The 13045-nt window shown below is 70.3% G+C and carries 11 protein-coding genes; 5 read left to right on the plus strand and 6 right to left on the minus strand.

All coding sequences use genetic code 11. The features are described from left to right. Positions 1-60 precede the first annotated feature (60 nt). Both ABZ876_RS03665 and ABZ876_RS03670 read left to right on the plus strand, forming a co-directional pair. On the plus strand, positions 61-1989 hold the full coding sequence (locus tag ABZ876_RS03665; RefSeq protein ID WP_361773622.1) for a 2-oxoacid:acceptor oxidoreductase subunit alpha: 1929 nt from the start codon (positions 61-63) through the stop codon (positions 1987-1989). Beyond that, positions 1982-3061 (plus strand): 2-oxoacid:ferredoxin oxidoreductase subunit beta, encoded by a 1080-nt coding sequence (locus tag ABZ876_RS03670; RefSeq protein ID WP_361773625.1) that lies wholly within the window; start codon positions 1982-1984, stop codon positions 3059-3061. Before ABZ876_RS03665 ends, ABZ876_RS03670 begins: the two co-directional genes overlap by 8 nt. 25 nt (positions 3062-3086) lie before the next feature. Here ABZ876_RS03670 and ABZ876_RS03675 read toward each other — a convergent pair whose 3' ends face one another. Then, positions 3087-3461: a helix-turn-helix domain-containing protein gene (locus ABZ876_RS03675; protein ID WP_361773942.1), complete on the minus strand. Its 375-nt coding sequence runs from the start codon at positions 3459-3461 to the stop codon at positions 3087-3089. Between the two features lie 155 nt (positions 3462-3616). Between ABZ876_RS03675 and ABZ876_RS03680 the strand changes: the two genes are divergently transcribed. Then, positions 3617-4471 carry an SDR family oxidoreductase gene (locus ABZ876_RS03680; protein ID WP_361773628.1) on the plus strand — a complete coding sequence of 285 codons (855 nt, stop codon included), beginning with the start codon at positions 3617-3619 and terminating at the stop codon, positions 4469-4471. Positions 4472-4611: 140 nt separating this feature from the next. Beyond that, positions 4612-5634 carry an EamA family transporter RarD gene (gene rarD, locus ABZ876_RS03685; RefSeq protein WP_361773631.1) on the plus strand — a complete coding sequence of 341 codons (1023 nt, stop codon included), beginning with the start codon at positions 4612-4614 and terminating at the stop codon, positions 5632-5634. Between the two features lie 43 nt (positions 5635-5677). Here the strand turns inward: rarD and ABZ876_RS03690 are convergent, their stop codons facing one another. Further along, the gene (locus ABZ876_RS03690; RefSeq protein ID WP_361773634.1) at positions 5678-7024 is read right to left on the minus strand and encodes a hypothetical protein; all 1347 of its coding nucleotides are present in this window, start codon (positions 7022-7024) and stop codon (positions 5678-5680) included. A 262-nt stretch (positions 7025-7286) separates the two neighbouring features. Between ABZ876_RS03690 and ABZ876_RS03695 the strand changes: the two genes are divergently transcribed. Continuing rightward, positions 7287-7877, plus strand: a complete 591-nt coding sequence (locus tag ABZ876_RS03695; RefSeq protein ID WP_361773637.1) for an NAD(P)H-dependent oxidoreductase — start codon at positions 7287-7289, stop codon at positions 7875-7877. A gap of 54 nt (positions 7878-7931) precedes the next feature. On the opposite strand, the gene ABZ876_RS03700 is transcribed toward ABZ876_RS03695, so the two are convergent. From ABZ876_RS03700 to ABZ876_RS03715, 4 genes are all read right to left on the minus strand, one after another. Next, positions 7932-8822: an ABC transporter permease gene (locus ABZ876_RS03700; protein WP_361773640.1), complete on the minus strand. Its 891-nt coding sequence runs from the start codon at positions 8820-8822 to the stop codon at positions 7932-7934. Further along, complete coding sequence (locus ABZ876_RS03705) at positions 8809-9804, minus strand: ABC transporter ATP-binding protein (RefSeq protein ID WP_361773642.1); 996 nt, start codon at positions 9802-9804, stop codon at positions 8809-8811. Before ABZ876_RS03705 ends, ABZ876_RS03700 begins: the two co-directional genes overlap by 14 nt. A gap of 37 nt (positions 9805-9841) precedes the next feature. Next, positions 9842-11125: a DUF2092 domain-containing protein gene (locus ABZ876_RS03710; RefSeq protein ID WP_361773645.1), complete on the minus strand. Its 1284-nt coding sequence runs from the start codon at positions 11123-11125 to the stop codon at positions 9842-9844. Positions 11126-11702: 577 nt separating this feature from the next. After that, positions 11703-12713, minus strand: coding sequence for a polyprenyl synthetase family protein (locus tag ABZ876_RS03715; RefSeq protein ID WP_361773648.1), 1011 nt, complete (start codon positions 12711-12713; stop codon positions 11703-11705). Between the last annotated feature and the right edge of the window lie 332 nt (positions 12714-13045).

Genomic DNA, 13045 nt, shown 5'->3' on the forward strand with positions numbered 1-13045 from the left:
AGCGGGAAGGCCGACGGGACGGCCGCTCCCAGACAGCCGCCTCGAAGGAGGTCCAGTTCAGTGACCAGCCAGGTCAGCAGGACAGCGGAGCAGGCCGACGGAGCCGTCGTAGGAGAGCAGCGCAAACCGGCGGGCACGAAGGATGTGCGCAAGCTCGACCGGGTGATCATTCGTTTCGCGGGTGACTCGGGTGATGGGATGCAGCTGACCGGTGACCGGTTCACTTCGGAGACGGCGTCCTTCGGTAACGATCTGTCGACGTTGCCGAATTTTCCTGCGGAGATCCGTGCTCCTGCCGGGACGTTGCCGGGTGTTTCCAGCTTCCAGCTGCACTTCGCCGATCATGACATTCTTACTCCGGGTGATGCGCCGAATGTGCTGGTGGCGATGAATCCGGCGGCGTTGAAGGCGAATGTCGGGGATCTGCCGCGGGGTGCGGAGATCATCGTCAATACGGATGAGTTCACCAGGCGGGCGATGCAGAAGGTGGGTTATGCCCTCTCGCCGCTGGAGGATGGCTCGCTGGATGGGTACAGCGTCCATCCGGTGCCGTTGACGACGCTGACGGTGGAGGCGCTGAAGGAGTTCGACCTGTCCCGTAAGGAGGCCGAGCGCAGTAAGAACATGTTTGCGCTGGGTCTGCTGTCGTGGATGTATCACCGGCCCACGGAGGGGACGGAGAGGTTCCTGCGGTCGAAGTTCGGGCGAAAGCCGCAGATCGCGGCGGCGAATATCGCGGCGTTCCGGGCTGGGTGGAACTTCGGGGAGACGACGGAGGATTTCGCGGTCTCCTATGAGGTGGCTCCGGCCGCGAAGGCCTTCCCGGTGGGCACCTATCGGAACATCTCCGGCAATCTGGCTTTGGCCTATGGTCTGATCACGGCGTCGCAGCAGGCGGATCTGCCACTGTTTTTGGGTTCGTATCCGATCACTCCGGCTTCGGACATCCTGCACGAGCTGAGCCGGCACAAGAACTTCGGGGTGCGGACCTTCCAGGCGGAGGACGAGATCGCGGGGATCGGGGCGGCGCTGGGGGCGGCGTTCGGCGGTTCGCTCGCGGTCACCACGACCTCCGGTCCCGGTGTGGCGCTCAAGAGCGAGACGATCGGGCTGGCGGTCTCGCTGGAGCTGCCGCTGCTGGTGGTGGACATCCAGCGCGGTGGCCCCTCCACCGGTCTGCCGACCAAGACCGAGCAGGCGGATCTGTTGCAGGCGATGTACGGCCGCAACGGCGAGGCGCCGGTCGCGGTCGTTGCCCCCCAGACCCCGGCGGACTGTTTCGATACGGCGCTGGAGGCGGCCCGGATCGCGCTGACGTACCGCACGCCGGTGGTACTGCTCTCCGACGGTTATCTGGCCAACGGCTCCGAGCCGTGGCGGATCCCGGAGCTGGAGGAGCTGCCGGATCTGCGGGTGCAGTTCGCCTCGGGCCCCAACCACACACTCGAAGACGGCACCGAGGTCTTCTGGCCCTACAAGCGCGATACGCAGACCCTGGCCCGGCCGTGGGCGATCCCGGGCACGCCGGGCCTGGAGCACCGTATCGGCGGCATCGAGAAGCAGGACGGCACCGGCAACATCTCCTACGACCCGGCCAACCACGACTTCATGGTCCGCACCCGCCAGGCCAAGATCGACGGCATCGCAGTCCCCGACCTGAAGGTCGACGACCCACACGACGCAAAGACCCTGGTACTGGGCTGGGGCTCCACCTACGGCCCGATCACCGCCGCGGTGCGCCGGCTGCGCCGCGCCGGCGAGTCGATCGCACAGGCCCACCTGCGCCACCTCAACCCCTTCCCACCCAACCTCGCCCAGGTCCTCCAGCGTTACGACAAGGTGGTGATCCCGGAGATGAACCTCGGCCAGCTCGCCACCTTGATCCGGGCGAAATACCTGGTGGACGCCCGCTCCTACAACCAGGTCAACGGCATGCCGTTCAAGGCCGAACAGCTCGCCACGGCTCTGAAGGAGGCCATCGATGGCTAAGACGACCACCGACGGCACGAACACCCCGCAGGCACTGTCCCTGGTGCCCAAAGCCGCAGCGAGACAGTCCATGAAGGACTTCAAATCCGACCAGGAAGTACGCTGGTGCCCAGGCTGCGGCGACTACGCGATCCTTGCCGCCGTGCAGGGATTCATGCCGGAACTGGGCCTGGCACGCGAGAACATCGTCTTCGTCTCCGGCATCGGCTGCTCCTCCCGCTTCCCGTACTACATGAACACCTACGGGATGCACTCCATCCACGGCCGCGCCCCCGCCATCGCCACCGGACTGGCCACCTCACGCCGCGACCTGAGCGTATGGGTGATCACCGGCGACGGCGACGCACTGTCCATCGGCGGCAACCACCTCATCCACGCCCTGCGCCGCAACGTCAACCTGAAGATCCTGCTGTTCAACAACCGCATCTACGGCTTGACCAAGGGCCAGTACTCACCCACCTCCGAAGTCGGCAAGATCACCAAGTCGACCCCCATGGGCTCCCTGGACGCCCCCTTCAACCCCGTCTCCCTGGCCTTGGGCGCCGAAGCATCCTTCGTGGCCCGCACCATCGACTCCGACCGCGCCCACCTCACCGGCATCCTGCGCCAGGCCGCCGCCCACCCGGGCACCGCACTGGTGGAGATCTACCAGAACTGCAACATCTTCAACGACGGCGCCTTCGACGCCCTCAAGGACAAGCAGAGCGCCGAGGAAGCGGTGATCCGCCTCGAACACGGGCAGCCCATCCGCTTCGGACACGACGGCACCCGCGGCGTGGTCCGCGATCCGGACACCGGCGATCTGAAGGCCGTCACCCTCACCCCGCACAACGAGGCCGACGTCCTGGTCCACGACGCCCACGCCGCCTCCCCCGCCACCGCCTTCGCGCTCTCCCGGCTCGCCGACCCCGACACCCTGCACAACACCCCCATCGGCGTCTTCCGCTCCGTTGACCGGCCCGTCTACGACACCCAGATGGCCGACCAGCTCGACACCGCCATCGAACAGAACGGCAAGGGCGACCTCGCCTCACTCCTCGCCGGCGGCGACACCTGGACGGTGGTCGGCTAGCAGGCCGGAGTACCCACCGGCGGGCTCAGGTGCGGTTCGACGAGGCCCGGGCGCTGTGTGTCCGGGCCTCGTCGTATGTCCGGCGGGCGCGCTCGACGTCGGGCATGCGCTCCTGCGTCCACAGCGCCAGCGCACGCACCTGTTCGGCCGCCTCGCGACCCAGGTCGGTCAGGGAGTAGTCGACCCTCGGCGGGATCACCGGCTTGGCATCACGGTGCACAAGGCCGTCCCGTTCCAGGGTCTGGAGGGTCTGGGTGAGCATCTTCTCGCTGATGCGGGCGACCTGCCCGATCGCCCGGCGCAGCTCGCTGAAGCGGCGGGAGCCGGCCAGCAGCTCGATCAGGACGAGGACGCCCCAGCGGCTGGTCACGTGCTCCAGGACAAGGCGGTAGGGACACATCGCCGCATCGGCGTCCCATCCGCGGGCCGTCGGGGCGGTGGAGGGGTTCGAGGAACTTACCATCACGCCAGTACCTTACTTCAAAGTGGGTACTTTCCATCAGTTAGCGCCGCTCCTAGGGTAAGCGACAAAGACACCCACAAGGAGATTCCGTCATGAGCATCGTCGTCACCGGAGCAACCGGACACCTCGGCCGCCACGTGGTGGAGCAGCTGCTGGAGAAGGTCCCGGCCGAGCGGATCACCGCGGTCGTCCGCAACGCCGAGAAGGCCGCCGACCTCGCGGACCGCGGGGTGCGGATCGCGGTCGCCGACTACAACGTTCCCGAGACCTTCGACGGCCTCTTCGCGGCCGGCGACAAGGTGCTCCTGATCTCCGGCAACGAGTTCGACAAGGGCCGGGTCGGTCAGCACAAGGTGGTCCTCGACGCCGCCAAGGGTGCCGGAGTCGCACTGTTCGCCTACACCAGCGCCCCCGGCAGCCTGACGGCCTCCCTGGCCGACGACCACCGGGCCACCGAGCAGCTGATCGTGGAGTCGGGCCTGCCGTACGTACTGCTGCGCAACAGCTGGTACCACGAGAACTACACCGAGAACCTCACCCCCGTCCTGGAGCACGGCGCGGTCGTCCAGGCTGCCGGCGAGGGCCGGGTCGCCTCCGCCTCCCGCGCCGACTACGCGGCCGCCGCCGTCGCGGTGCTGACCGGCGAGGGTCACGAGAACGCCACGTACGAGCTGAGCGGCGACACCGCGTGGAGCTTCGCCGAGTACGCCGCCGAGGTGGGCGGGCAGGCCGGCAAGGAGATCGCGTACACCACCGTCCCGGTGGACACCTACGCCGGCATCCTGACCGGCGCCGGCCTGCCCGGGCCCCTCGCCGCGATCCTGGCCGGTGTGGACGTCTCCATCGAGAAGGGCGAGCTGGCCGTCACCACCGGCGACCTCTCCCGCCTGGCCGGCCGCCCGACCACTCCGGTCGCCGAGTCGATCAAGGCCGCACTCAAGGGCTGAACCGGTCGGCGGGTCCTCGATCAGCACGTCCCGCCCCCACCTGTCATGACCGTATGGCGATACGGCTATGACAGGCGGGGGCGCTCGGGTTACCTTCATGGATGCTGCACGGGAGCAGTCGGGCGAAAAAGGAGGGGGCTGTGGCCGGGAAGTCGAAGGGTGAGCGGCGGACAGGTCTGCTGAACGGCTTCGCGGCGTACGGGATGTGGGGGCTCGTACCCCTTTTCTGGCCGCTGCTCAAACCCGCCGGGGCGATGGAGATCCTCGCCCACCGGATGGTGTGGTCCCTGGTCCTGGTGGCGCTGGCGCTGCTGGTGATGCGGCGCTGGGCCTGGGCGGGCGAGCTGCTGCGGCAGCCCCGCAAGGTGGGGCTGATCACGGTCGCGGCGGCGGTCATCACCGTCAACTGGGGCGTGTACATCTGGTCCGTGAACAGCGGTCATGTGGTCGAGGCCTCGCTCGGCTACTTCATCAACCCGCTTGTCACCATCGCGATGGGCGTGCTGCTCCTGAAGGAGCGGCTGCGGCCCGTCCAGTGGGCGGCGGTCGCGGTCGGCTTCGCCGCCGTGCTCGTACTGACGATCGGGTACGGCCGCCCGCCGTGGGTCTCCCTGTGCCTCGCCTTCTCCTTCGCCACATACGGGCTGGTGAAGAAGAAGATCGGCCTGGGCGGTCTGGAATCGCTGGCCGCGGAGACCGCCGTGCAGTTCGTGCCCGCGCTGGGGTATCTGCTGTGGCTGTCGGCGCATGGCGGGGCGACGTTCGCCTCCCACGGCGCCGGGCACGCGGCGCTGCTCGCCGCCACCGGGGTGGTCACCGCACTCCCCCTCGTCTGCTTCGGCGCCGCCGCGATACGAGTGCCGCTGTCCACACTCGGCCTGCTGCAGTATCTGGCGCCGGTCTTCCAGTTCCTGCTGGGCATCTTCTACTTCCACGAGGCGATGCCGCCCGAGCGGTGGGCGGGCTTCGCGCTGGTCTGGCTCGCACTGACGCTGCTGACCGGGGACGCCCTGCGCACGGCCCGCACGGCGGCACGCGCGCTCAGGAGCGGGTCCGCCACGGCGGGCGCCGCCCTCGCGGCCGCCGGGACGGTGAACCCGCCTCGGAAGCCGGACGGCATGGCGACCGCGACCGGTCCCGATCCGGTGGACGCCAGGCCGTAGTCCGCGACATGGTCCGCCGCCTGCGGGCTGCCGTCCCCTCGGGTCACCGGGCGCGGGACGGCTGTCCGCCGGTGGTCGCGCCGGCGCGTTCGGCGAGGCGGCCCATACGGGTACGGGCACGCTCCAGTCGGTCGAGGTCGTCCGCGGCGGGGCCCGGCCCGGCGGCGAGTTCGCTCCACACGTCGATGAGGTCCCGGCCGAGGTGCAGGCCCTGGAGCGGATCCCGGACGGCACGCCAGGCGGCTGCCGCGCTCTGCACATCGCCGTACGCGCTGCGCGGCTCGCACAGGCGGTGGCGGAGCCGGGCCAGGTCGAGCGAGAGGCGGAACGAGCGCAGCGGGTCGTCGGCCAGATAGGCGATGTACGCGGTGAGCTCGCGCAGGCGCAGTACGTCGGGGTGGTCGCCGCCGAGGGCCCGGGAGGCTTCGGCGGCGGTCCGCTCGGCCAGACCGTCGGCCTCCGCGATCCGGCCCTGGATCACGGCCTCGCCGATCAGGGCCAGGGGTTCGGCGAGGGGGCCGCCCGTGGAGACCGGCGGTACGGGCTCCGTGTCCGACGCGAGCACGGCCTCGGCGATGGCGAACTCGCGGACCGGCGGCTCCGTGGCCTCCTGCCCGGGAACGGTTCGCGGGGCCGGGGTCGGCTTCCACTCGGGTGTGGAGTACGGGTTGGGGCCGGGCTCGAGGCCGGGGCGAGGGCCGAAGCCGGGGCCGGCCTCGAAGTCGGGTCCCGGTGTCTGCGGCTCGTCCGGCCCGCTCGCCGGCGCCGGCCACACGGGAGCGGTCCCGGCGGCCACCGTTGGGGGGCCGAAGCTTCCCGTAGGGACCTGGACCGTACCCGGAGGTACGGAGTCGGGCCCCGGCCACACCTGAGCCGGTCCCGATGTGGCACTGATCAACGGACCCTGCTCGGGCGCCGTCCGCAGCATGAAGGCCGCGACGGCGCCTCCGAGAGACACGGGGGCTTCCACCACGGAGGAGAGGGAGACGGGCTCGGACCCCTCGACCGCCGCGGGAGGTTTGGCCGACACGGGAGCTGAGGCCGGTGAGGGAGCCGGCACCGGCGCGGGAGCAGGGACCGCCGCGGCAATGTGGTCCTGCGCCTCGGGCCTGCCCGCCCGCCTGGGCTCCTCCACGAACTCGCTCGACCCGTCCACCAGCACCCTGACCGGCATCACATACCCGATCCGCTCGTCATGGACGGCCGCGAGGACAGGGTGGCCCGCTGCGAGGGCGAGGCGGTGCAGGTGGTTCAGGACGGCCTGCTGGACCGACTCCCCCGGTGCCGCCATCACCGGCATTCCACCGACGGTGGCCCCTATTCCGGCATCGGCGCCCGCGACTCCGTCCCGCGCGCACGCCGGTACATGGACCTCTATCGGCGTCGCCACGGGTTCCGCTCCCTCCGTGGACGCGGGCCCGGCAGCGGAGCGGTCCCCGTTGTATGCGCGGCTGAGTCGAGACATCGTTCCCCTCACTCGGGTCGGCCCGGCGACGGTACCGGATCGACCTCCTCTAAGTCTCCAGCCGCCATACGCTTCCGGCGTCACCACACCGTCACAGGCCTGTCCCAGGCTCCTTGCCATTCATTGCGTATGCATTTAATGTATCTGCATACTGTTCTCACGCCGCGCCATCCACTCAAGGGACCCCATGAGTCGCCGATTCCTCTTCGTCCTGGGCAGCGCCCGTAGCGACGGCAACACCGAGCTGCTCGCCCGACGGGCCGCCGAGCACCTGTCCGGCGATGTCGAGCAACAGTGGATCAGCCTGGCCCAACACCCGCTGCCCGACTTCGCGGACCTGCGGCACGACAGCGATCATGTGCGCCCCACCGAGGGCGATGTGGCGCTGCTGCTCGACGCCACGCTCGCGGCGACGGACATCGTGATCGCGTCGCCGCTGTACTGGTACTCGGTGTCCGCCCACACCAAGCGCTACCTGGACCACTGGTCGGGCTGGCTGCGCGTTCCCGGCCTCGACTTCAGGAAGGCGATGGCGGGCCGCACGCTGTGGGGCGTCACCGCGCTCGCCCATCAGGAGCAAGAGGTCGCCGAACCGCTCGTCGGTACGCTCAACAACTCGGCCGCGTACATGGGCATGCGCTTCGGCGGAGTGCTGCTCGGCAACGGCAGCAAGCCCGGGGACGTACTGCGGGACACGGAGGCCCTGGACCGTGCCAGGACGTTCTTCGGACGCGAAGCGCCCCTCGCCCGATTCCCCTACGAGACGGCACTGGTGTGATCCGGGGGGCGTCCCCGCCGCCCGGGCCCGGCAGGCGGTGAGGTCCCCGTCTCCTCAGGCGGTGATGTCCTTCGTCGTGAAGCGCGCCCAGGCCGCCGAGCCGAAGACCGCCGCGTACAGGGCCTGGAGGCCGAGGTTGCGGGCCAGGTCGTCCCAGTAGACCGGGTCGCGCATGAGGTCCGCGAAGGACAGCCAGTAGTGCGGGAAGAAGTACGGCTGGAGCGCGTGCAGCTGGGGGATCTGGTCGAGGATCTGCACGGTGATCACCAGGCCGACCGTGGTCGCCATCGCCGCGATCCCGCTGTTGGTGAGGGTGGAGACGAACAGCCCAAGGGCCGCCAGACCGATCAGGGAGGCGGCGACGACCAGCGCGATGAGCAGGGCGCGGCCCAGGCCGTCGGCGAGGCTGATACGGGTGCCCGAGATCGTCGTCAGGTCGCCCAGCGGGAAGAGCAGAGCGCCCATCACGAGCGCCGAGACGGCGACGACGAGGGTGGCGATGAGGCAGAAGGCCATCGTGGTCGCGTACTTGACGAGCAGGAGCCGAGTGCGGCCCGCGGGGGCGACCAGGAGGTACCGCAGGGTGCCGGAGTTGCCCTCGCCCGCGATCGCGTCGCCCGCTATGACACCGACCGCCATCGGCAGGAAGAACGGGAGCGTCGCGGCGAGCGCCGTGAAGACCAGGAACAGGCCGTTGTTGGTGATCTGCGTGATGAACGCGGGGCCGCCGCCTCCGCCGCGTCCGCCGGAGCCGTCCCCCGTCTCCATCTTGACGGCGATCCCGACCAGGATCGGCACGGCCGCCAGCACGGCCAGCAGCGCGAGCGTACGCCGGCGCCGCAAGGTCGTCACCAGCTCACTGCGCAGCAGCCCGAGGCCCCACAACGGGCTCTGGCTCCGCGCGACCGGGGCCCGGCCAGGACCCGCCCACTCAGCCCGCGACATCGAAGCCCTCCCCTGTCAGCGCCACGAACGCGTCCTCCAAGGAGGCCCGTTCGACACCGAAACCGCGCACGCGGACTCCGGCGGTGACCAGCGCGGCGTTCAGGTCCGCCGGTTCGCCCTCCGGGGGTTCGCCCGTCACCCGGTCCTCCCCCATGACCACGTCGGCGACGCCCCGTTCCTTCAGGACGCGGGCCGCCTCCGTCACGTCCGGGGTGGTCACGACGAGACGTCCGCGCGCCCCGGCCGCCAGGTCCGCCACCGCGCCCTGCGCGATCAGCCGTCCCTGTGCCATCACCGCGGCGTGGGTGCAGACCTGTTCGATCTCGTCGAGCAGGTGGGAGGAGAGGAAGACGGTCGTGCCGTCGGACGCCAGTTCCCTGATGAGCGAGCGAATCTCGCGCATGCCCTGGGGGTCGAGTCCGTTGGTCGGCTCGTCCAGGACGAGGAGCCGACGAGGCTGGAGCAGGGCGGCCGCGAGACCGAGACGCTGCTTCATCCCCAGGGAGTACGCCTTCGCCTTCTTGCCGGCCGCCGCCGTCAGACCCACGCGGTCCAGCGCGGCCTGGACGCGCGCACCCCGGGTGCGCGGGTCGGCGGTGGGGTCGGCGGCGTCGTAGCGCAGGAGGTTGTCGCGGCCGGAGAGGAATCCGTAGAGCGCCGGTCCCTCGATGAGGGCACCGACCTGCGGGAGCACGGCGCGGGAGCCACGGGGCATGGTCCGCCCCAGCACGCGCGCCGTGCCCGAGGTGGGCTCGATCAGGCCCATCAGCATTCGGATGGTCGTGGTCTTGCCCGAGCCGTTCGGCCCGAGGAAGCCGAAGACGCTGCCCGCCGGGACGGTCAGGTCGAGTCCGTCCACGGCGAGCTGCCCACCGCGGTAGCGTTTGGTCAGGGCGTGGGTGGCGATGACCGGGGCCTCCGGGTCGCTCACCGCCGCCCGGGAGTCCCCCGACTCCGCTTCCGCGGCGGACAGTTCCTCCATGGACTCTCCTGCTCCAGCCGTCCGTGCCGTGCGGGGTCTACTTGCCCGCGTCGGCCGCCTTCACCAGCGCGTTCTTGGTGACCGCGCCCGCGTACACCTTGCCGTCGTCCGTCATCAGGGCGTTGACCAGGCGCGTGGAGAAGAACGTGCCCGAGCCGAACTTGCCGTTGACGTGGTCGCCGAGGGAGTCCAGGAAGCCGGCGACCGCGCCGTCCTTGGACGAGGTGTCCGAGGGCACGCCCCCCTTGCTGCCGGTGTCGAGGACGACGATCGAGTTCCAGCCCTCGCCGATGGTCCTGGGCCCGGTGCCGGGTGCCGTCTTCTCGGTGCCGCGCGCCGCCTTCCCGTCGCCCCAGGCCGGCTTCTCGTCGCCCCACGCCTGCTTCTCGGCGCCATGGGTCCGCGCCTTGTCCTCGTCCTTCAGGTCGTCGCCCTGGGTGACCTTCGTGCCCTTGGGCGGCGTGAAGTCGAACGTCGACGCGGCCGGCCGGCTGAACGACACCTGGGTGAAGCCCGCGTCGACGACTGCCGCGCCGCCGGATGCCGGGGTCAGGGTGAACTTCAGCGGCATCCCGGTCTTGGCGTCCACCGCGATGCTGATGGCGCCGACCGTCGTGCCCGACTGCCGGGGCTTGATGAGCAGCTTGTAGGCGTCGCGGCCCGCCACCTGCGCGGTGCCGTCGACCGTCACCGACGTCGTCTTGTCGGCGGCCTTCAGGGCCTCCTCGGCGAAGTCCTTCGGCGTGGCCGGCATGTCCTCGGGCGCCGCCTTCGCACCCTTGTGGTCACCCGCGCCGGTCGCGTGGAACGCCTCGTTCGACGCGCTGTCGTACGCCCACACCCGGTCGCCGTTGCGGATGACGCTGTATTCGGCGGCCTTCTCGATGAGCGAGATCTTCTGCTTGTCCTGGCCGTCGGCGGCGACCCGCAGGGTGTGCGTGCCGGAGGCCAGCTCCAGCAGCTTGGAGCTCGGATCCGCGGCCGAGCCGCCCTTGTCGCCCCCGCCCTGCGAGAGCGCGCCCGAGGCGCGGCTGCTCTCCAGGCCGCCCAGGTTGGGCAGGCCCAGGTCCGTGCTGATCTTCACCGTGCCGGACATCTGCTGGACGTCCGACCTGGCGATCTTCTCGATGAGCTGCTGGGCGCTGATCTTCGGCAGGTCCGGGTCGCCGGATCCGGCGAACGCCGGGACGAGCCCGATGGTTGCGGCCGCCACCCCCACCACCGCGACCGGGACGACGTACCGCGCGGCCGTGCGCCGCCCGTCGCGTACGTCCTCGGCCTCGCCGGCGGGCGTGCTGCCGTCGGATTCGTACGGTGCCATGTGTGCCTTACCTCCGTCATCGGCGGCGGCCTACCGTGCGTGCCCTGGTCCACCCCTGTGCCGCCATTCTCACCCGAACTCCTGTGAGGTGGTGTCACCCATCTGACCAAATCGGCCCGGAAGAAGCGTCAGCCCGCGGACTCAACTCCGCGTAATCCTGGGGTATGACACGGCGGGACGGGGGCTACTCCGACCCGTAGGGGTCAAGGGTCAGGGGGGAGGGGTTCCGGGTCCGGAGTCCCAGGTCCCGGTCCGGAGTCAAGGTCCAGGTCCGGAGTCCGGGAACCAGAGGTCCGGAGTCCGGGAACCAGAGGCCCGGGAGTCCGGGAACCAGAGGCCCGGGAGTCCGGGGACCGGAGGCCCGGCCGTGGTCCGGGAGTCCGGGGACCGGAGGCCCGGCCGTGGTCCGGGAGTCCGGGAACCAGAGGTCCTGGAGTCCCGGGGGTCCCGGGAGTTCCTGGAGTCCTACGGAGAGGACGCCGCCGGTGAGTGCGGCGTGCCCGGCATGGTCCCCGCGGCCGACACGCGATGGCGGCCAGAGGCCGCACCCTGACGGCACAGCACGAGCGGAGCGGCCTCAGCCCGCCCGGTGCACCACCGCGTCGCACAGCTCCATCAGGGCCGCCTTCGCACCGCAGTCCGGCAGCGGGGCCAGGCCCGAGCGGGCGTCCTCCACATAGCGGACCGTGTCGCGGCGCGCCATCTCCAGGGCCGGGTGGGCGCGCAGGCGGGCGAGGGCCTCGGCATGCCGGGCGTCGTCCGTGAGGTCGGAGTCCAGAAGCTCGCACAGGGCGATGTCCTCGGGCAGCCCCATGCGCTCCACCCGCTCACGCAGCCGCAGGACCGGGAGGGTGGGAATGCCCTCACGCAGGTCCGTCCCCGGCGTCTTCCCGGACTCGCGCGAGTCCGACGCGATGTCCAGGACGTCGTCGGCCAGCTGGAACGCCACGCCCAGCCGCTCGCCGTACTGCGTGAGCACGTCCACGACCGTCTCGTCGGCCCCCGACATCATGGCGCCGAAGCGGCACGCCACGGCCACCAGCGAGCCGGTCTTGCCGCCGAGGACGTCGAGGTAGTGCTCCACCGGGTCACGGCCGTCCCGCGGACCCGCCGTCTCCAGGATCTGTCCCGTGACCAGCCGCTCGAAGGCCTCCGCCTGGATCCGGACCGCCTCCGGGCCGAGATCGGCCAGGATGTGCGACGCCCTCGCGAAGAGGAAGTCACCCGTCAGGACCGCGACCGCGTTGCCCCAGCGGGCGTTGGCGCTGTCCACCCCGCGCCGCACCTCGGCCTCGTCCATCACGTCGTCGTGGTACAGCGTGGCGAGGTGGGTGAGCTCCACGACCACGGCCGAGGGCACGACCCCCGGCGCGTACGGGTCGCCGAACTGCGCCGCGAGCATCACCAGCAGCGGCCGGAACCGCTTCCCGCCCGCACGCACCAGGTGCTGCGCGGCCTCCGTGATGAAGGGCACCTCACTCTTGGTGGCCTCGAGCAGCCCCTCCTCGACAGCGGCCAATCCGGCCTGGACATCGGCTTCAAGAGCCTGGTCCCGCACGCTCAGCCCGAACGGCCCGACGACGGTCACGTGGGGTCTCCTGTCTGCTGATGTCTGCTGATGTCTGCTGACGATCACGCGGTCGGTCTCAAGCACGGTCACTTGGTCGATGACGTCGCCCGTCGACGTGGCTCATCGAGTTTGTCGATCTGTCGCCGTCATCCCTCAAGTCAGCGTATCCGGTCACGTTTCGATCACCACGAGCGCCCACTGTTCCAGGCCGGGCGGTATCGGATCGCGAACGGCATGTCCTTGATCATCTGATACGAACATACATTCCTGATATACCCGGCAAACACCCCTCGCGACCGGGACCGGCCCCTTGCCCCCCAGCCCAAAAGCCCCCGGGGCCACCCCTCCCC

Origin of the sequence: Streptomyces sp. NPDC046931 (assembly GCF_040644655.1) — a bacterium.
GTDB lineage: Bacteria > Actinomycetota > Actinomycetes > Streptomycetales > Streptomycetaceae > Streptomyces.

Coding starts and splice junctions, on each gene's coding strand:
- ABZ876_RS03670 (WP_361773625.1), top strand. CDS start 1,982: ATGGCTAAGACGACCACCGACGGCACGAACACCCCGCAGGCACTGTCC.
- ABZ876_RS03675 (WP_361773942.1), bottom strand. CDS start 3,461: ATGTGTCCCTACCGCCTTGTCCTGGAGCACGTGACCAGCCGCTGGGGC.
- ABZ876_RS03680 (WP_361773628.1), top strand. CDS start 3,617: ATGAGCATCGTCGTCACCGGAGCAACCGGACACCTCGGCCGCCACGTG.
- ABZ876_RS03695 (WP_361773637.1), top strand. CDS start 7,287: ATGAGTCGCCGATTCCTCTTCGTCCTGGGCAGCGCCCGTAGCGACGGC.
- ABZ876_RS03700 (WP_361773640.1), bottom strand. CDS start 8,822: ATGTCGCGGGCTGAGTGGGCGGGTCCTGGCCGGGCCCCGGTCGCGCGG.
- ABZ876_RS03705 (WP_361773642.1), bottom strand. CDS start 9,804: ATGGAGGAACTGTCCGCCGCGGAAGCGGAGTCGGGGGACTCCCGGGCG.
- ABZ876_RS03710 (WP_361773645.1), bottom strand. CDS start 11,125: ATGGCACCGTACGAATCCGACGGCAGCACGCCCGCCGGCGAGGCCGAG.